Raw genomic sequence first — 18,579 nt, forward strand, 5'->3', positions numbered from 1 at the left:
AGGAGGGAAAAACTATAAATTAGATGAATTAATCGGTTATTATCTAATTTATCTACATTACATAATCATCCCCACAAGCCCTAATTTGCAGAAATGATTTATCTTCATATGCAGTAAATTTGAAAACCAAATTTATTTAAATTTATCTAACTAACATTAACCCACAGAAAATTAAAAATTTAATTTACAACTTTCCTTGTATTTTCTATGAAAAAACAGTATAATGGTAATGTGTATATTAGTATATTGGATTTCTATGGAGGAAAATATATGATAAACAAGGGAACGAAAAGACTATTATCACTGGTTGCAATGGTGATAATTATGATTTCTACTACATTAATAACAGTTTCCGGAGACACAGTTAGAGATTATAAGATTCAGGAAATTGGACTGAAAATCAGCCTTCCTGCTTATATGAATGTTATTACAAGAGAAACATCAACTAATGATGAAGTTTATAAAAAGTACGGTACAAGTGGCAAGGATTTAACAGACCTTGATATGTACCTTGTAGCTTATTCTGCAGATGCAACACAGACACTTACTGTTACTGTTACAGAGGATAAGAATAGTAAAAAAGTAAAAAACTACAACACTTTAAGTGAAAGTCAGCTAAACACAATTAAAGATTCTTATCAAAAGAATGATGGTTGTGAAAGTTGTTCTATCGAAAATTACAACAATCTGGTTTATTTCACTTCTATGATTCAGTCAAAAATCAATAACAGTACTGATGCAGAGGTTACTTACTCAATGCAAGGTGATACATTGGTTGACGGTAAGTATTATCATTTTAACTTAGTTTCTGCTGATGGTGCAGTCAGTGATGACGATAAGGACCTTTTAACTTCTGTTCTTGAATCTGCAACATATGATAGTGAGAAAGGCTTTTGGGATGCTAACATTATTACATTTGTTTGTATTGTTGGTGGTGTCTTAGTATTACTGATTATCTTTATCATTATTATTAGTCACAGAAGAAAGAAAAAGTTAAGAAAAAGACTAAGAGAAATTGATGAAGAAATCCATAATAATGACAGAAAGAAAAACAGAGAAAGAGACAGAGCAAGAAAAAATCGCCATACTGCTACAGGTGCAAACAGACCTGATGCTTTCTTTGACGGTGTAGATGGCTATGAAACTTCTGAAAATATGGATAAAATCGAGAGAGATTTAATCCGTGAGGCTCATAGAAATGTTGAGAACCTAACTGAAGAACCAAAGAACACTAGTACGGATAAAGTGGATTATAGTGATTTCTTTGAAGAATATGAGAATACTAAAAATAACAGAACTAGCCAAAGACCTCCTAGAAGAGATAATTCTAGAAGAAACAAGAAGAATAAACGCTCTAAGGGTAGTTCCAGAAGAAAATTTTAAGGGTGATTTTTATTAACAGATTGATTATCGAGAATGTTCGTATCATTTCTCCGGAAGAACAAAGAGATGAGGTTACTAACCTATACATTAATGATGGTAGAATAGCAGAGCCATTTAGAAAAACAGAACAAGACACAGTAATTGACGGTACAGGTCTTGTGGCAATGCCGGGTCTTGTTGACCTACATGTTCATCTTCGTGATCCCGGTCAAGAAGAAAAGGAAGATATTATTACCGGTACTAATGCAGCAGCAGCCGGTGGTGTTACCAGCTTACTATGTATGCCAAACACTAACCCAACAATTGATAATGCCGGTGTAATCAGCTACATTAAAGAAAAAGCAAAGAACTGTAAGTCAAGAGTTTATATTGCCGGTTCAATTACAATGGGTCTTGAGGGTAAAGAACCTACTGACCTAAAAGCACTTAGAAAAGCCGGTGCTATCGGTCTTTCTGATGACGGCAGACCTGTACTTGACCCTGAAATTATGGCAGAAGCTATGAAGAAAGCTCCTGAACTTGGTATGACAGTTGTTGCTCATTGTGAAGACCTTGAACTTGCTGACGGTGGCAAGATTAATAAAGGCAAAATGTCCGAAAAGCTAGGCATTAAGGGTATTCCTGCCGAAGCTGAGGATAAAGGTACAAAGAGAGAAATTAACTTAGCTAAAGAGAATAATGTACCGGTTCATATTTGTCATGTAAGTACAAAGACTTCTGTACAAATGATTAGAGAGGCTAAGGAAGATGGTGTTAAAGTTACTGCCGAAACTGCACCACATTACTTTACTTTAACAGAAGATGTTCTTGAGAAAAGGGATGCCGACTACAGAATGAACCCACCTCTAAGAACAGAAGAAGATAGATTAGCAATTATAGAAGGTCTTGCTGACGGTACACTTGATTGTATTGCAACAGACCATGCACCTCATACAGAAGAGGATAAAAAAGATTTTGAAAAAGCACCTAATGGTTCTATCGGTATGGAAACTTCATTAGCAGCAGCACTAACTGTGCTATACCATAATGGAGACTTTTCTCTACTTGATATTGCAAAATTAATGAGTACAACACCTGCAAAAATCCTAAAAATCAATGCCGGTTCTCTAAAGACAGGTGCTTTGGCTGATATTGCTCTTGTAGATGTTGATAAGGAATGGATTGTTGACAGAGATAAGCTACATGGCAAAAGCAAGAATACACCTTTCAAAGGTATGAAAATGAAAGGTAAGGTTGTAAAGACTATCTTTGAAGGCAAGGTAGTTTTTGAAGAAGACTAATTGAATAATTAGTTTCATATAAATTAGTTATTAATAAGTTTAAAATATATAAAAAGGAGTAAAAAAATGGGTAATGGACTTACTTACAAAGAAGAATTTATTAAATTTATGGTAAATGGTGGTATTCTTCGTTTCGGGGAATTCACTCTAAAGAGTGGTAGATTGTCGCCATATTTCATCAATACAGGCAACTACAAGTCTGGCTCTCAGATTTCCAAACTTGGTGAATTCTATGCTGAATGTATTATGGATAACAACATTAAGGGTGACGCTATCTTTGGTCCAGCCTATAAGGGTATTCCTCTTGCAATTGCAACAGGCATTATCCTTAACAACAAATTCGGTGTTGATATGAACTATTGCTTTGATAGAAAAGAAGTCAAGGATCACGGTGAAGGTGGTATGATTATCGGCTATCAGTTCGGCGAAAATGATACACTTGTATTTGTTGATGATGTTATTACTTCCGGTAAAGCACTAAGAGAGTCAATGGAAAAAATCAAGGGTATCTGTAACGCAAATGTTAAGGATATGGTTATTTCTGTTGATAGAATGGAAATAGGTAAGGGTGGCAAGAAGTCTGCCGTTCAAGAAGTGGAAGAAGAATTTGGTATCAAAGTTCACTCTGTAGTTACAATGGACGATATTATTAAAGCTATTGAAGATGGTGTTGTTGAAGGTAAAGAACACCTAGACGCTATGAAGAAGTACAGAGAAACTTATGGTGTTTAAGAAGGAGAATTTATTATGTCATTTGATAGATTAATTGAGAAAATTGTAGAAAAGCAAAACCCAACTGTTGCAGGTCTTGACCCTAAGCTGGCTTACATTCCTGAATATATTAAGGAAGAGTCATTCAAAAAGTATGGCAAGACACTTGAGGGTGCTGCTGATGCTATTCTTACATATAACAAAGGCTTAATTGATGAACTTTATGATATTGTTCCGGCAGTAAAGCCACAATGTGCATATTATGAAATGTACGGTTGGTACGGTGTAAGAGCTTTGGCAGAAACTATTAAGTATGCTAAGTCAAAGGGTATGTTTGTTATTACAGACGGTAAGAGAAACGATATTGGTACAACTATGGAAGCATATGCTGTTGCTCACCTTGGTGAAACTGATATTGACGGTGAAAAGGAAGAAGCTTTTGGTGGCGATGCATTAACAGTAAACGGCTACCTAGGTTCTGACGGTATTAACCCTCTAATAACAATTTGTGAAGAAAAGGATAAAGGCATCTTTGTTCTAGTTAAAACATCTAACCCATCATCAGGTGAATTACAGAACCTTGAATTTAGAGGTGAAGAAACAGTTTACCTACATATGGGCAGAATGTGCGAAGATTGGGGCAAAAAGGTAGTTGGCAAGTACGGTTACAGTGGTGTAGGCGCAGTTGTAGGTGCAACATATCCTGAAATGCTAACTGAACTAAGAGGCGAACTTCCTAAGACATTCTTCCTAGTACCTGGTTACGGTGCTCAGGGTGGTGGTGCTAATGACTGTAAGGGTGCATTTGACCAAAACGGTATTGGTGCTATTGTTAACTCATCAAGAGGCATTATGTGTGCATGGCAGAAGATTGAAGGTCTTGATGAAAAGGATTACGCTAAGGCTGCAAGACAGGAAGCTATCCGTATGAGAGATGACCTAAAGTCTGTTATTGGTGAAATGAAGTTAAAGTAATTTTTACAGGTTAACCTTGTTCACAAAAAGTTTACTGTTGTATAATGGTTTATACATTATGTAAAAAGTTAATTTGTTGACTTTAAGATGTTAAAGTAATATAATTTTATTAGTGATTTATGAGTATAATCGACTTAACTGTCGGTTTGAAATATTTTGATATTAGATAAGGAGATTTTTAAAATGTCAAGAGTCTATAATTTTTCAGCAGGTCCATCAATGTTACCTGAACCGGTTTTAAAGAAAGCAGCAGATGAAATGCTAGATTATCAGGGTTGTGGTCAGTCCGTAATGGAAATGTCACACAGAAGTAAGCAGTTTGATGGTATCATCAAGGATTGCGAAGCATTACTAAGAGAAGTAATGAATATTCCTGATAACTACAAGGTTCTATTCCTACAGGGTGGTTGTTCTTCACAGTTTGCTATGGTTCCAATGAACCTAATGAACAAGAACCACAAGGCTGACTATGTTATCACAGGTCAGTGGGCTAAGAAAGCTGCTAAAGAAGCTGCTAGATATGGTGAAGTTAATATTGTTGCATCTTCCGAAGACAAGACTTTCACATATATTCCTAAGCTAGACAAATCAACATTCTCTAAGGATGCTGACTATTTCTATATTTGTATGAACAATACAATTTACGGTACTGTTTATCACGAACTACCTGACACAGGTGATATTCCACTTGTAGCTGATATTTCTTCTTGTATTATGAGTGAACCAATTGATGTTAGCAAGTTTGGTTGCCTAATTGCAGGTGCTCAGAAGAACCTTGCTCCTGCAGGTCTAACAATCGTTATTATTCGTGAAGACCTAATCGGCAATGCTATGGATATTACTCCAACAATGTTTAACTACAAGACTCATGCAGATGCAAATTCTCTATTCAATACACCTCCATGCTGGACAATTTATGTTGCAAAGCTAGTTCTTGAATGGATTAAGAACGAAGTTGGTGGCCTAGATAAGATGAAAGAACTTAACGAAAAGAAAGCTAAGGTTCTTTATGACTTCCTAGATAACTCAAAGCTATTTAAGGGTACAGTAGTTAAGGAAGACAGAAGCCTTATGAATGTTCCTTTCGTTACAGGTGACAAGGATATGGATGCTAAGTTTGTTGAAGAAGCAACTAAAGCAGGTTTCGTTAACATTAAGGGTCACCGTACAGTTGGTGGTATGAGAGCTTCTATCTACAATGCTATGCCATATGAAGGCGTTGAAAAGCTAGTAGAATTTATGAAGAAGTTTGAAGAAGAAAACGCTTAATCAAATCTATTTATTGTGAGGAGAATTACTGATGTACAATGTACTAACTTTAAATAAAATCGCTAAGTGTGGTACAGACATTCTTGGCGATAACTATAAAGTTTCTGATAATGAAACAAATCCTGTTGCTGTTCTTGTTCGTTCAGCATCAATGCACGAAATGGAAATGCCTGAGAGCCTGCTTGCTATTGCAAGAGCAGGTGCAGGTGTTAACAACATTCCTATTAAGGATTGTGCAGAAAAGGGTATCGTAGTATTTAACTCACCGGGTGCTAATGCTAACGCAGTTAAGGAACTTGTTGTTGCAGGTCTGTTAATGTCATCAAGAAAGATTGTTAACGGTATTGAATGGGCTAAGACTCTAAAAGGCAACGGCGATCAGGTTGGCAAAATGGTTGAAAAAGGTAAGTCAAACTTTGCCGGTCCTGAAATTATGGGCAAAACACTGGGTGTTATCGGTCTTGGTGCTATCGGTATCAAGGTTGCAAATGTAGCTTCAGCTTTAGGTATGAAGGTTGTTGGTTGCGACCCATTCCTAAATGAAGCTAATAAGGCTAAGTTAGTTGACTGCAAGATTGTTGAAACTAACGATGAAGTTTATGCAGAAGCTGACTATATCACAGTTCATGTTCCTCTAAATGACAGTACTCGTGGTATGATTAATAAAGAAACAATCAGTAAGATGAAGGACGGTGTAAGAGTTCTTAACTACAGCCGTGACGGTCTTGTAAATTCAACAGATATTCTTGATGCACTAAAGAGTGACAAGATGAGTGCTTATGTAACTGACTTTGCTACTGATGATATTCTTGGTGAAGATGGTGTTATTGCAATGCCTCACCTAGGTGCTTCAACTCCTGAAAGTGAAGACAACTGTGCTGTTATGGCTGCAACAGAAGTTAAGGATTACCTAGAAAACGGTAATATTGTAAACTCTGTAAACCTACCTTGCCTATCAAAGGATAAGACAGGTGGCACAAGAGTATGTGTAATCGCTAAAGCTGATGCTGATACAGATGCTATTGTAAAGGCAACAGGTTCTGATGACTTTGCAACTGCTACAAGAGGTGACTTTAGCTACACAATTATTGATAATGCTACAAACACAGATGTTAATGTTGATGGTGTTATCAAGGTAAGAAGTTTGTAATTTTTAGATTAATATTATTAAAAGGAGGCCAAAACAATGAGAAGAGTGGTTTCAATACTTTTAGCAGTTCTAATGCTAACTGCTATGGGTACAGTGGCAGTTACATCAGCAAGTGCTGAAGAAACTGCAACAGTTAACGGTGTAGTTGCTAATGTTGGCGACACAGTTACTATTGATTACTTCGTAAAGTCCGACTGTATTTGGGAAGATTTCCAGGGCCATGTAACATATGATTATGACGGACTACAGCTTGAAAGCTTTGAAATGCCGGATGTAAAAACAGGTATTATGACTAACACTCTTAACAAAGGTTTAGTATATTATACAGGTGTTGACATTAACAGTAACTACAAGTTCTATAACGAAGTAAACTTCTACAGAATTAAGTTTACAGTTCGTCAGACCGGTAACTATGTAGTTAATAATGTTTGGGTAGTTGCTGACGGTAACAATGTTGATATGATTGTTGATGATGGCGTTATTCTTAACCCAGCAAGACTAATCACTCGTGAAGTTGTTACAGCTACTCCAAAGCCAACAGAAACAACAACTACTACAACTGTTCCAAAGACATCAAACAATACTGAGCCATCTTCAACTACTCCAACAGTTACATCTTCAACACCATCACCATCAACTCCTGTTGCAGTAAGTGGTGTTGCACTAAATAAGAAAGTTGCTACAGTTAATGTTGGCAAGAATGTTACAGTAAAAGCTACAGTAACTCCTGCAAATGCAGATAATAAGACTCTAGCTTGGACATCTTCTAACACAAAGATTGCTACTGTATCAAACGGTGTAGTTAAGGGTGTTAAGGCAGGTAGAGTTATAATTACTGCTAAGACAATTGATGGTTCAAACATTTCTGCAAAATGTACAGTAACAGTTAAGCAACCTGTAACAAGAATTTCTCTATCAAAGAAAGCAACAATGTATACAGGTAAGAAATTAACTCTTAAGACTAAGGTTAACCCGGCTAATGCTTCTAACAAGGCATTAACATGGAAATCATCTAACACTAAGATTGCTAAGGTTGCTTCTAACGGTGTAGTTACAGGCGTTAAGGCAGGTACAGTTAAGATTACTGCAACTGCAAAGGACGGTAGCAGAAAGTCTGCAACATGTACAGTAACAGTTCGTCAGTCAGTATCTAAGATTACTCTAAGCAAGACAAATGTTGTTCTTCCTAAGAAAGGTTCTTCTTACAAAGTAAGAGTAACAGTTGCTCCTAAGAACGCTTACAATAAGAATGTTGCAGTTAAGTCTGCTAAAACAAAGGTTGCTAAGGTTTCTGCTTCAACAGTTAAGTCCGGTAAGACAGTTAAGATTACTGCTGTAAAGAAGGGTAAAACTAAGGTTGTATTTACTGCTAAAGACGGTAGCAAGAAGTCTGCTACTTGTAAGGTAACAGTTAAAAAATAATAATAATTAATCTAAAAAATAATTAGCTAAAAGCCCTATTCATTGCGAATAGGGCTTTGTTTTGTAATTAATTAGCTATTAAGGATTGTGTCAGCATCAAGAATACCAAGGTCGATTTTCCATTTTAAAATTCTCTTTACAGAGTCATTAATTTGGTTAATAGGTATTTCATTATTTTTAACGGCTTTTAATACGGCAGGATACTGAGTGTCAACTGATGAACAACATAATAGGTCATTACCTGCTTTTGTAGCAATAACTGCTGCTGATTCATCACCGGTAAACTGGGTAATTGCATCCATTATTAAATCATCAGTCATTATAACACCATTGAAATTAAGCTGATTTCTAATAATCTTGTGTACATTCTCTGATAGAGAAGCAGGGTAATTTTTGTCAATACAATTAACTATATTGTGAGAAACAAGTATACAATCTGCACCGGCATTTATTCCGGTAATAAATGGCTTAAAATCTTTTTCGGTGAATTCAGAATAATCTCTGTTGTCATATGCGATGCCTGTGTGGGTATCTACATTGTTTCCGTAACCCGGAAAGTGTTTTAGTACAGTACCTAGGTGGTACTCTTTTGAAGTACTTACAACTGTACTGACAAATTTATCAACATCATCAACATTGTCACTGAATGAACGGTCATACATGAATCCATTTGTATCAGAAGTAATATCGCAATCAGGTGCCATATTTACATTAATTCCAAGGGAAAGTAAAAGTTTAGCCTTTTCTTCAGCATCATTAATAATACCGTCCCATCCACCATTTGCAAAAGTATCTTTAGGTGAAAGAAAAGGGTTTTCCCTAAGTTCAAGGTTGCTACTGACTCTTACAACAGTCCCGCCTTCTTCATCAACACCGATAAGTAGTGGTATTTTAGCCTCATCCTGATATGATTGAATAGTACTTTTTACTTCTTCCTTAGTTTTATTTTCAAAGTCTTTTCCAAAAAGAATATATCCACCAATGTGATATTGATTGATTTGTTCAAGTCCATTAGTGTTGGGACATCTAACATAAAACATTTGCCCTACCTTTTCTTCGGTAGTCATTTTGCTGATGTAATTATCTAAACTGTTATCCAAAGTTTCTTCTATATTAGTGGTAGGTTCAACTGTTGTTGTGGTAGGTTCTGTTGAGAATGTTGTAGTTTCACTTGTTGATACGGTAGTAGAACTACTGCTATTGCTTTTCTTTTGTGTACCACAACTTGAAAATAAAAGTACTAGCACAATACACAACACAGAAGTGATTTTTTTGCTATTTATTTTTTTCATTACTATGCTCCTTTCGGTTAAACCTATTATATATCATAATAAAATATATTAACAGTAAAAATAAGAGAGAAAAAATATATTATATAAGTTCTTTTTTGTACACAATGTTAAATATAATTAATATGAAATAGTGGTTTTATTGTTCAAAATACAATGTATAAATTTATGCAATTTATACATTTCATTGGTTAAAATATACAATTACAATTAGTTTATGTTGTTAATAAAATCGAAAATAATATTAAATCATTAAAAAATATTGTATATTTTGAACAAGGGTGTTATAATGTAACTGTAATCAAAAGAGATTAATGCTTACACATTTAATTAAGGAGATTTAATCCAATGAGAAATTATGATTCCAAACATATTCTCAATATTGCATTAGCCGGTCACAAAGGTTCAGGTAAAACCTCTGTTGCCGAAAGTATGCTATATTTGACAGGAAATGTTTCAAGACTCGGGAAAATTGAAGAAGGAAACACTTCTCTGGATTATGACCCAGAAGAAGTTAAGAGAAAATCTTCTGTTCTTACTGCTGTTGCTCCGGTTGAATGGAAAAATACAAAGATTAATCTTATCGATACACCCGGACTATTTGATTTTGCCGGTGGTATCGCAGAAGGTATGAGAGCTGCAGAAAGTGTGCTAGTTGTCGTATCCGGCAAGGATGGAGTCGATGTAGGAACCGAAAAAGTAGTTAATATGGCTACTGAGATGGGCAAAACAAAGATGTTCTTTGTTAATGGGCTTTGTGATGAAAGTGCTAGATTTTATAGAGTGTTTGAAGATTTAAAGACAGTATTTGGCCCGGCAGTTTGTCCTGTTGTTGTTCCTTACATTAACGACGGTAAGGCTGAAGTATATGTAAACCTTTTTGAATATAGAGCCTATAAGTACTCTGAGGGGGGCAAGGTTGAACCAACCGATATGCCTGACTTAGGTACTAGATTTGATGGTCTTAGAGAGGCTATCAAAGAGGCTGTTGCAGAAACATCAGAAGAACTACTGGAGAAATTTATTGAAGGGGAAGAATTTACCCCGGAAGAAATTATACTAGGTGTTTCACAAGGTGTTAGAGAAGGTACAATTATACCTGTATTTTGTGGTGATGCACATAATACATATGGTATTGATCAGTTATTAAATTCACTGGTTTGGCTTGCTCCAAAAGCGGAGTCAGGTACAGAAATCGGCTCAGATGTTAATGGGGAGCCTGTAGAAGTTACAGTTAATTCTGACGGCGTACCAACTGCAATAGTGTTTAAAACCGTTATTGACCCATTTGTGGGGAAATTAAGTTATATAAAAGTTCTTAGTGGTAAAATTTCTACTGACACACCTCTTGTAAATATGAGGACCGGTGCAAATGAAAGAGTTACCAAGGTTCTTACTGTAAAAGGTAAAAAACAGGAAGATACACCATTCATCTCAGCAGGTGATATCGGTGCAATACCTAAACTTTCAGATACTTTATCAGGTGACACACTTTGTTCACCACTTAGAAAAGTAACTCTTGATGGTATTGATTATCCTGTAGCTAACCTTTCTATGGCAGTATATGCTGACAGTAAGGATGACGAAGAAAAAATTACTCAGGGTATTCTTAAATTAATGGAAGAAGACCCAACTATTAAATATGTACACAATCACGAAACTCACGAAAGAGTTGTTACAGGTTTAGGTGAACAACAACTTGATGTTATTGTTAGTAAACTAAAGTCAAAGTACAACATTGATGTTAAGTTGAAGAAGCCAAAGGTAGCCTATAGAGAAACAATTCGTGGTACTGTTAAGGTACAAGGTCGTCACAAGAAACAAAGTGGTGGTCACGGTCAGTTTGGTGATGTGTGGATTGAGTTCTCTCCTAGTGACAGTGATGGACTGGAATTTACACAAACAGTTGTTGGTGGTTCTGTTCCAAAGGGATTTTTCCCGGCTGTTGAAAAAGGACTACAGGACTCAATGAAAAAAGGCCCACTGGCCGGTTATCCGGTTGTTGGGGTAAAAGCTAACTTGTATGATGGTAGCTACCATCCTGTTGACTCATCTGAAATGTCATTTAAAATGGCAGCATCAATTGCTTTTAAGAATGGCATTACACAAGCTAAACCTACTTTACTTGAACCAATCGGTTCATTAAAGGTAACTGTTCCGGAAACACATACCGGTGACATTATGGGTGAAGTTACAAAAAGACGAGGCAGAGTTATTGGTATGGACTCAACACCTAATGGTATGCAGGTGATTGAAGCAGAAGTTCCAATGGCTGAGATGGGTGACTTCAATACCTTTATTAAACAGGTTACGCAGGGCAGAGGTAGCTTTACTCTTGACTTTGCAAGATATGAAGATGCACCTGCTAATGTAGCCGAAAAGGTTATTGCAGATTCAAAAGAATAATGCAAGTTGCTTAATATGTTTGTTATAGGGTAACACCTATTTCAATATAAATTTTGTTCTCCATTTCTTGAGAATTTATTAATTCTCTATTCTCTTTCTTCCATGGAAAGGACCACATTTGTGGTCCTTTCCTCATATAACAAAGAAATTGTATAATTATAAATGTGCGAACAGAATTATTTAAATGTATATAAGAAATAGAATGGTAAATTGAGGAATGGGTGTACCGGTAATGAAAAAAGTAATGAAAAGTATTTCGCTATTTTTATGTGCTATGATTTTTGCAACATCATTGCCTGTACTTTTTGCAGAAACTGAAAGTGCTAGTGCAGCCACTACCACTATGGTAAACGAAAAGGTAAGAGGGAAGGTGCTTTATAGCTATAGCTACAAAGTGCTAACATTAATTAACAAGGAAAGAAAGAAAAGAAAACTTTCTCAACTAAAAATGACAAGAGGACTTATCAGTGTAGCTAATAGAAGAACTGCTGAAATTTCTTTGTATTATGCACATAGTCGTCCTAACGGTGCGAAAAACCCATTTAAAATGTACAAGTGGAAACACTATGTTGGTGAAAATATAGCTTTAAACCAGCAAACTCCTGAGCAGGTTGTTAAATGTTGGATGAATAGTCCGGCCCATAGAAAGAACATTTTAAATAAAAAATTCAATAGCGTTGGTATTGGCTGTTTTAAAGTAAACGGTTATATTTATTGGGAACAGTTCTTTGTTGATAATAAGGCAAGTAGAAACGCTGCTCAAAAATCTAATGCATATGTTACATATACAGTAGCTATGAAAACTTCAAATGTTAAGTTGCGTTCTAGTGTAAAGTCAGTTTGGTTTGATGACTTCTATACAAGAAGAATCACTACATATCAGTTTAATAAAAGAGTTGATAACTATGACTTTTTAACTAATCTAGATAACAGTTGTATTCAGTACAAATCAGCTAATAGAAATATTGCTAAGATAAATTCAAAGGGTGTAGTCTTACCGGTAGCTAATGGTAAAACTACAATTACTGCAAATCTAAAAGGTTATCCTAGCAAAAAGGTAACTTGGACGGTTATTGTAGATGTTGAAGAAATGTAGTGAAATTAAAATTTAATTGCTTATTTAATAAGTTAAAGTCTTATACATAAGATTTATTTCCTGAAGGGTTGCTCCTGGTGTGTTGGTGGAGCAACCCTTTCGTCTTGCTATTAAGTTTTTATCAATGTGTCAATATTATGTGGAAAACATTTCTAAATAATATTAGATGACAGATTTTTACTCTTATGATATAATGAAAAAGTAAATGAGTATTATTTAATTTTGTATTCGTTATTTACTGATATATGATTTGTTTTACAGCATATGAATTATATAGGTAGGTGAAAAATGATATTACAAGGTTTAATAATTATTTTAATTCCATTTTTGGGAACATCCCTTGGTTCGGCATTGGTGTTGTTTTCTAAAAATCAGTTAAATCCCAAATTGCAAAAGTTTATGCTTGGTTTTGCCTCGGGAATAATGATTGCTGCATCTGTGTGGTCACTGTTAATTCCATCAATGGAACTTGCTGAGGAAAAGGGAATGGTAAAGTATATTCCGGCAAGTGTTGGATTCTTGTTAGGTATAGGATTTTTATTGTTGCTGGATAGTGTAATTCCTCATCTTCATTTGGACAGTAATCAACCTGAAGGTGTAAAGTCCAGCCTTTCAAAAAGTACAATGCTTGTACTTGCAGTTACTCTACATAATATTCCTGAGGGAATGGCAGTGGGCATTACTTTTGCAAGTGCAATGATGAATGACACAAGTATTTCAGTAGCAGGTGCTTTTTCTTTGGCAGTAGGTATCGCAATTCAAAATTTTCCTGAAGGTGCAATAATTTCTTTACCACTAAAGGATAGAGGAATGAAAAAGGGAAAGTCATTTGTTATGGGTGTGCTTTCCGGTGTAGTTGAGCCTATCGGTGCAGTACTTACATTAGTTTTTGCAAGTATGATAAGTTCTATATTGCCATACTTTTTGTCTTTTGCTGCCGGTGCAATGATTTATGTTGTAACTGAGGAGCTTATTCCTGAGTCACAACAAGGTAAACATTCTAATATTGGTACAATCGGTGTAGCAGTAGGTTTTGTTGTAATGATGATGCTTGACTCAGCCTTTGGATAATTTCTAAATTTAAAACCACTAAACTATAGGTAATCTGCCTTTGGTTTAGTGGTTTTTGTTTTGTTTGCATTATTTAAAATTTGTGAATATAGATTGAAAAATAAAATTAAAACAAAAAATTGAAAAATCCCTTGACATTTTGAAAATAAATGATATATAATAAATGTAGTTAGCAGAGGCTAACTAAAAGAAATATTACAGACAATCTATGTATTTTTACTTAACTTTTTTCTTTGATTTGTTTGAGTTTCCGAAAGGGAGTGCTTACCTTTCGGAAGATTGTCTGTCTTAGGAGAGTGTTAAATGAATAATTTAGAAATTACTAAAGTTGTAGGTAGAGAAATCCTTGATTCAAGAGGTAATCCTACAGTTGAAGCAGAGGTAACTCTTGCTGATGGTACAGTTGCCAGAGGTACTGCTCCAAGTGGTGCATCTACCGGTGAATTTGAGGCTTTGGAACTAAGAGATGGTGACAAGTCAAGATACCTAGGTAAAGGTGTTTTGAAAGCAGTAGAAAATATTAACACTATTATTCAGGATACAGTAAAAGGTCTTGATGCATCAGATATTTATGCAGTTGATAAGGCTATGATTACTGCTGATGGTACAAAGGATAAGTCAAAGTTAGGTGCTAATGCTATTCTTGCAGTTTCTATTGCAACTTCCAGAGCAGCAGCAACTTCACTTGGTGTTCCACTATATAAATTCCTAGGTGGTATTTCCGGTAACAGATTACCTGTTCCTATGATGAATATTCTAAATGGTGGTGCTCATGCAGCAAACACAGTTGATGTTCAGGAATTTATGATTATGCCTGTTGGTGCTACTTCATTTAGAGAGGCACTTAGATGGTGTGCAGAAGTATTCCACGCATTAGCTTCACTTCTAAAGTCAAAGGGCCTTGCAACTTCTGTTGGTGATGAAGGTGGTTTTGCTCCTAACCTTGCAAGTGACGAAGAGGCTATTCAGTACATTCTTCAAGCTGTTGAAAATGCAGGTTATGAACCTAAGAAAGACTTTATGATTGCTATGGATGCAGCATCTTCTGAATGGAAAGGCGAAAAGAAAGGTGAATATGTTCTTCCTAAGTCAGGTCAGAAGTTTACTTCAAGAGAACTTATTGACCATTGGAAAAATCTAATTGAGAAGTATCCTATTGTTTCTATTGAAGATGCACTTGATGAAGAGGACTGGGAAGGTTGGCAGGTTCTTACTAAAGAACTTGGTGATAAAGTTCAGCTTGTTGGTGATGACCTATTTGTTACAAATACAGAAAGATTATCAAAGGGCATTGAAATGGGTTGTGGTAACTCAATCCTAATTAAGCTAAACCAGATTGGTTCTGTATCTGAAACACTAGAGGCTATTAAGATGGCTCATAAGGCAGGTTATACTGCTATTTCTTCTCATCGTTCCGGTGAAACTGTTGATACAACAATTGCCGACCTAGCAGTTGCACTAAATACTTGTCAGATTAAGACAGGTGCACCGTCTCGTTCAGAAAGAGTGGCAAAGTACAATCAACTTCTTAGAATTGAAGAAGAACTAGGGGATAGTGCTGTATATCCTCAGATGAAAGCGTTTAATATTAAATAAATTTTTTATACTCATTTACATATCATATATTATAAAATAACGAATTTTGGGAGCATACAGTTGTGTATGCTCCTTATTATTTTGTTTTTAGGCAGTTAGAATTGTTAGATAATGTTAAAATTTGTCTATTAAATTCAAATAATTACTAAAGATTAACACGAAAATCGGCAATATTTTCAATTGTGATTAATATACTTTAATGATATAATAATAATGTATTAATAGATAGTGGGGGTCTAGATTTGATAATTGATTTTCACTCACATTTTTTGCCTTGTATTGATGATGGCAGTAAAAGTACAGAAATGTCACTTGAAATGCTAAAGAAAATGAAAGGGCAAAATGTTGATACTGTTGTAGCAACTCCTCATTTTTATGCTGATGAAAATAGAATTGATGAGTTCCTTAGTGATAGGGAAAATGCTTATAATAGCATAAAGAATGAAATAAATAATATCGGCATCAATGTTAAGCTAGGTGCTGAGGTTACTTATTTTCAGGGGATAAGCAAAGCAGATGAAATTAAAAAGTTAACTACCGAAGGTACTTCAATTTTGCTTTTGGAACTTCCTTTTGATAAATGGGATAATAGTATTATTGAAGAAGTGGATTATTTAATAAATAAGAGAAAGTTTGCTGTTTTGTTAGCTCATTTAGACAGATATATTAGTATTTCTGAAAATAAAAAATATATCAAAAAGCTAGTAAAAATGCCACTTGTAGTGCAAATAAACGCAGGTAGTATTCTTGACAGTAAAAGAAAAAAGAAAACATATTCTTTAATCAAGAAATGTGATAAGATAGTTTTAGGTAGTGATTGCCACAACCTAACTTCTAGAAAGCCTAATCTTTTAGATTGCAGAAATATACTTTTTGATGATTTAGGAGAAAAGGTTATTTCTAATATAGATATATTCAGTGAAGAATTTTTGTTTAATGGAGGAAAGTAGAATGTCAAAGAAATTAGCTTATATTATTAGTGCAGCAGTATTTGTTGTACTATGTGGATTGATTGTTTGTGAAAAATTATTTCCGGAGGTGGGCTCTAGTCTATTTGGTGGACTACTAGGTTAAAATGAGTACATATAAGGATAATAAAAAACTAAAGAAAAATTTATTGATTGTAGGAATTATTCTGGTAATTGGTGTTTGCTTTGGTGTTGGAATGTACTTTTTACTTGATGCAAAAGAACCTGTAAAGCTAACAAGTAAAGGTACTGAGTCTAGTGAGATTGTAAAAATCGGTAATGTAAAATGTACACCAAAGAAAGATATTAAAACATATCTATTTATGGGTGTTGACCAAAGAGGCGAACTGACTAAAATTAAAAAGTACAATGGTACAGGTCAATGTGATGTATTAAAGGTTCTTGTGCTTGATGACAAAAATAAAACTTACAAAACACTGACTATTAATCGTGACACTATGGTTGATATGCTTGTATATAATGAAAATGGTGAGTCTATTGGCGAAATGAACGGTCAAATTGCTTTAGCTCATGCTAATGGTGATGTTGCTGATTTCGGTAGTAAGGTTACTAAGGAAGTTGTATCTAAGTTTTTAAACAGACAAGTAATTGACGGTTATATAGCATTAAATATGGATTCTATTAAGGTATTGAACCACCTTGCCGATGGTGTTACTGTAAAGATTACAGATGACTTTTCTAAGTCAGATAAAACACTTAAGAAAGGCGAAACTGTTAAGCTAAATGACAACCAGGCTTATCATTATGTACACGACAGAAAAAATGTTGCCGATGGTACTAATGAAAACCGAATGGCTCGTCAAGAGATATATCTAAATGAACTAAAATTTACTTATATGGATAAGTTCAATAAAAGTAATAAGTTTGTTGAAACTGTTTACAAAGAAGTAGAAAAGTATATGAATACAGATATGTCACTAAGTAAAATGTCAAAGGTTGCATTAAAACTTTCTAAATATAAAGAAGTTGAAGGTCCTACTTTAGAGGGTACAAGCAAGATGGGTGACTTTGGTTTTATGGAATTTAGAGTTGATAAGAATAGTCTAAACAATGCAATAATTGATTTATTCTATGATAAAGTTGAAAAATAATCGGTACAATGTGCTTGAAGGGAGATAAAAATGAATTTGGAGAATAAGGAAAATACTTCTCTTGAAAATGTGGGAAATACAAAAGCATTAAACCCAAAGTCTTTACTTGCTTTTGAAGAGGAAGAAACAAAAGAAACTGAAATTGATTTAGTCGATATGTTCTTTGCACTATTTGATAAGATACATATTATTATTTTGTGTACACTTGTAGGTGCATTACTACTAAATGCTTTTTCATATTTCTTTATTAGGCCAACATATCAGTCAACATCTAAGATTTATGTTGTTTCAGCATCAAAAGATTCTGTAATTGATTTTTCAGATATTAATGTTGGTACTTCTCTTACTCTTGACTATGAACAGTTGATTCTTAGTTATCCTGTACTTAGCAAGGTAAGTGACAGTCTAAGCCTTAATTATACAATGAAAGACTTGCAGTCAATGATTGCTATTGAAAATCCCAGTGATACAAGAATTTTGAACATAACTGTTACTTCAACTGATCCTAAGGAAGCAATGGATATTGCCAATAAGGTTATGGATATTTCTATTGATTACTTACCTGATACTATGGGTTCAAATGCTCCTAATGTAGCTGAAAGAGCAAGATTGGCTGACCAAAAGTCAGGTCCAAGTTACACTAAATATACTATGATTGGTGCAGCTGTTGGTCTTATCCTTTCATGTGCAGTGATTATTGCCAGATACCTAATGGATGATACAATTCATTCTGCTGAAGATATGGAAAAATACTTTGGAGTTGCACCACTTTCAGTTATTCCGGAAAACGAATCACTTGATGATGGTGCAGAAGAAACTTCACAAAAGCGTAAGAGAAAGAAGGTTTAACA

16 protein-coding genes are annotated in these 18,579 nt (G+C 34.8%); 15 read left to right on the forward strand and 1 reads right to left on the reverse strand.

Features of this window, described 5'->3' with window-relative positions:
- Positions 1 to 270: 270 nt before the first annotated feature.
- The 7 genes from WMO18_RS06315 to WMO18_RS06345 all read left to right on the forward strand — a co-directional run bounded on the left by WMO18_RS06315 (position 271) and on the right by WMO18_RS06345 (position 8,190).
- Positions 271 to 1,383, forward strand: coding sequence for a hypothetical protein (locus tag WMO18_RS06315; RefSeq protein WP_211147894.1), 1,113 nt, complete (start codon positions 271 to 273; stop codon positions 1,381 to 1,383).
- A 20-nt stretch (positions 1,384 to 1,403) separates the two neighbouring features.
- Entirely contained in the window at positions 1,404 to 2,663 is a 1,260-nt protein-coding gene (locus WMO18_RS06320; protein WP_248004699.1) for a dihydroorotase, read from the forward strand.
- 66 nt (positions 2,664 to 2,729) lie between these two features.
- A complete protein-coding gene (gene pyrE, locus WMO18_RS06325; protein WP_022505116.1) occupies positions 2,730 to 3,395 on the forward strand; it encodes an orotate phosphoribosyltransferase in 666 nt (221 codons plus the stop codon).
- Positions 3,396 to 3,410: 15 nt separating this feature from the next.
- A complete protein-coding gene (gene pyrF / locus WMO18_RS06330) occupies positions 3,411 to 4,349 on the forward strand; it encodes an orotidine-5'-phosphate decarboxylase (protein WP_211147893.1) in 939 nt (312 codons plus the stop codon).
- 183 nt (positions 4,350 to 4,532) lie between these two features.
- The gene (serC, locus tag WMO18_RS06335; protein ID WP_022505118.1) at positions 4,533 to 5,618 is read left to right on the forward strand and encodes a 3-phosphoserine/phosphohydroxythreonine transaminase; all 1,086 of its coding nucleotides are present in this window, start codon (positions 4,533 to 4,535) and stop codon (positions 5,616 to 5,618) included.
- Positions 5,619 to 5,649: 31 nt separating this feature from the next.
- Entirely contained in the window at positions 5,650 to 6,768 is a 1,119-nt protein-coding gene (locus WMO18_RS06340; RefSeq protein ID WP_211147892.1) for a 3-phosphoglycerate dehydrogenase, read from the forward strand.
- Positions 6,769 to 6,804: 36 nt separating this feature from the next.
- Complete coding sequence (locus WMO18_RS06345; protein WP_211147891.1) at positions 6,805 to 8,190, forward strand: Ig-like domain-containing protein; 1,386 nt, start codon at positions 6,805 to 6,807, stop codon at positions 8,188 to 8,190.
- A gap of 71 nt (positions 8,191 to 8,261) precedes the next feature.
- Here WMO18_RS06345 and WMO18_RS06350 read toward each other — a convergent pair whose 3' ends face one another.
- Positions 8,262 to 9,482, reverse strand: a complete 1,221-nt coding sequence (locus WMO18_RS06350) for a glycoside hydrolase family 3 protein (protein ID WP_211147890.1) — start codon at positions 9,480 to 9,482, stop codon at positions 8,262 to 8,264.
- A 345-nt stretch (positions 9,483 to 9,827) separates the two neighbouring features.
- Between WMO18_RS06350 and WMO18_RS06355 the strand changes: the two genes are divergently transcribed.
- From WMO18_RS06355 to WMO18_RS06390, 8 genes are all read left to right on the forward strand, one after another.
- Positions 9,828 to 11,885, forward strand: a complete 2,058-nt coding sequence (locus WMO18_RS06355) for an elongation factor G (RefSeq protein WP_022505122.1) — start codon at positions 9,828 to 9,830, stop codon at positions 11,883 to 11,885.
- 232 nt (positions 11,886 to 12,117) lie between these two features.
- Entirely contained in the window at positions 12,118 to 12,981 is an 864-nt protein-coding gene (locus WMO18_RS06360) for a CAP domain-containing protein (RefSeq protein WP_211147889.1), read from the forward strand.
- Between the two features lie 288 nt (positions 12,982 to 13,269).
- Positions 13,270 to 14,052: a ZIP family metal transporter gene (locus WMO18_RS06365; protein WP_211147888.1), complete on the forward strand. Its 783-nt coding sequence runs from the start codon at positions 13,270 to 13,272 to the stop codon at positions 14,050 to 14,052.
- A 303-nt stretch (positions 14,053 to 14,355) separates the two neighbouring features.
- The gene (gene eno / locus WMO18_RS06370; RefSeq protein ID WP_211147887.1) at positions 14,356 to 15,648 is read left to right on the forward strand and encodes a phosphopyruvate hydratase; all 1,293 of its coding nucleotides are present in this window, start codon (positions 14,356 to 14,358) and stop codon (positions 15,646 to 15,648) included.
- 242 nt (positions 15,649 to 15,890) lie between these two features.
- Positions 15,891 to 16,598: a CpsB/CapC family capsule biosynthesis tyrosine phosphatase gene (locus tag WMO18_RS06375; protein ID WP_367286460.1), complete on the forward strand. Its 708-nt coding sequence runs from the start codon at positions 15,891 to 15,893 to the stop codon at positions 16,596 to 16,598.
- A gap of 1 nt (position 16,599) precedes the next feature.
- Positions 16,600 to 16,722: a hypothetical protein gene (locus WMO18_RS06380; protein ID WP_022505128.1), complete on the forward strand. Its 123-nt coding sequence runs from the start codon at positions 16,600 to 16,602 to the stop codon at positions 16,720 to 16,722.
- A 1-nt stretch (position 16,723) separates the two neighbouring features.
- Positions 16,724 to 17,728 (forward strand): LCP family protein, encoded by a 1,005-nt coding sequence (locus WMO18_RS06385; protein ID WP_211148352.1) that lies wholly within the window; start codon positions 16,724 to 16,726, stop codon positions 17,726 to 17,728.
- Between the two features lie 30 nt (positions 17,729 to 17,758).
- The gene (locus tag WMO18_RS06390) at positions 17,759 to 18,577 is read left to right on the forward strand and encodes a YveK family protein (RefSeq protein WP_211148353.1); all 819 of its coding nucleotides are present in this window, start codon (positions 17,759 to 17,761) and stop codon (positions 18,575 to 18,577) included.
- Positions 18,578 to 18,579: the final 2 nt, after the last annotated feature.

This window comes from Ruminococcoides intestinihominis (assembly GCF_040096285.1).
Taxonomy (GTDB): domain Bacteria; phylum Bacillota; class Clostridia; order Oscillospirales; family Acutalibacteraceae; genus Ruminococcoides; species Ruminococcoides intestinihominis.

Excerpts from the sequence above, each read along its gene's own strand:
- WMO18_RS06315 (WP_211147894.1), top strand. The coding sequence starts at position 271 with ATGATAAACAAGGGAACGAAAAGACTATTATCACTGGTTGCAATGGTG.
- pyrE (WP_022505116.1), top strand. The coding sequence starts at position 2,730 with ATGGGTAATGGACTTACTTACAAAGAAGAATTTATTAAATTTATGGTA.
- pyrF (WP_211147893.1), top strand. The coding sequence starts at position 3,411 with ATGTCATTTGATAGATTAATTGAGAAAATTGTAGAAAAGCAAAACCCA.
- serC (WP_022505118.1), top strand. The coding sequence starts at position 4,533 with ATGTCAAGAGTCTATAATTTTTCAGCAGGTCCATCAATGTTACCTGAA.
- WMO18_RS06340 (WP_211147892.1), top strand. The coding sequence starts at position 5,650 with ATGTACAATGTACTAACTTTAAATAAAATCGCTAAGTGTGGTACAGAC.
- WMO18_RS06345 (WP_211147891.1), top strand. The coding sequence starts at position 6,805 with ATGAGAAGAGTGGTTTCAATACTTTTAGCAGTTCTAATGCTAACTGCT.
- WMO18_RS06350 (WP_211147890.1), bottom strand. The coding sequence starts at position 9,482 with ATGAAAAAAATAAATAGCAAAAAAATCACTTCTGTGTTGTGTATTGTG.
- WMO18_RS06355 (WP_022505122.1), top strand. The coding sequence starts at position 9,828 with ATGAGAAATTATGATTCCAAACATATTCTCAATATTGCATTAGCCGGT.
- WMO18_RS06360 (WP_211147889.1), top strand. The coding sequence starts at position 12,118 with ATGAAAAAAGTAATGAAAAGTATTTCGCTATTTTTATGTGCTATGATT.
- WMO18_RS06365 (WP_211147888.1), top strand. The coding sequence starts at position 13,270 with ATGATATTACAAGGTTTAATAATTATTTTAATTCCATTTTTGGGAACA.
- eno (WP_211147887.1), top strand. The coding sequence starts at position 14,356 with ATGAATAATTTAGAAATTACTAAAGTTGTAGGTAGAGAAATCCTTGAT.
- WMO18_RS06380 (WP_022505128.1), top strand. The coding sequence starts at position 16,600 with ATGTCAAAGAAATTAGCTTATATTATTAGTGCAGCAGTATTTGTTGTA.
- WMO18_RS06385 (WP_211148352.1), top strand. The coding sequence starts at position 16,724 with ATGAGTACATATAAGGATAATAAAAAACTAAAGAAAAATTTATTGATT.
- WMO18_RS06390 (WP_211148353.1), top strand. The coding sequence starts at position 17,759 with ATGAATTTGGAGAATAAGGAAAATACTTCTCTTGAAAATGTGGGAAAT.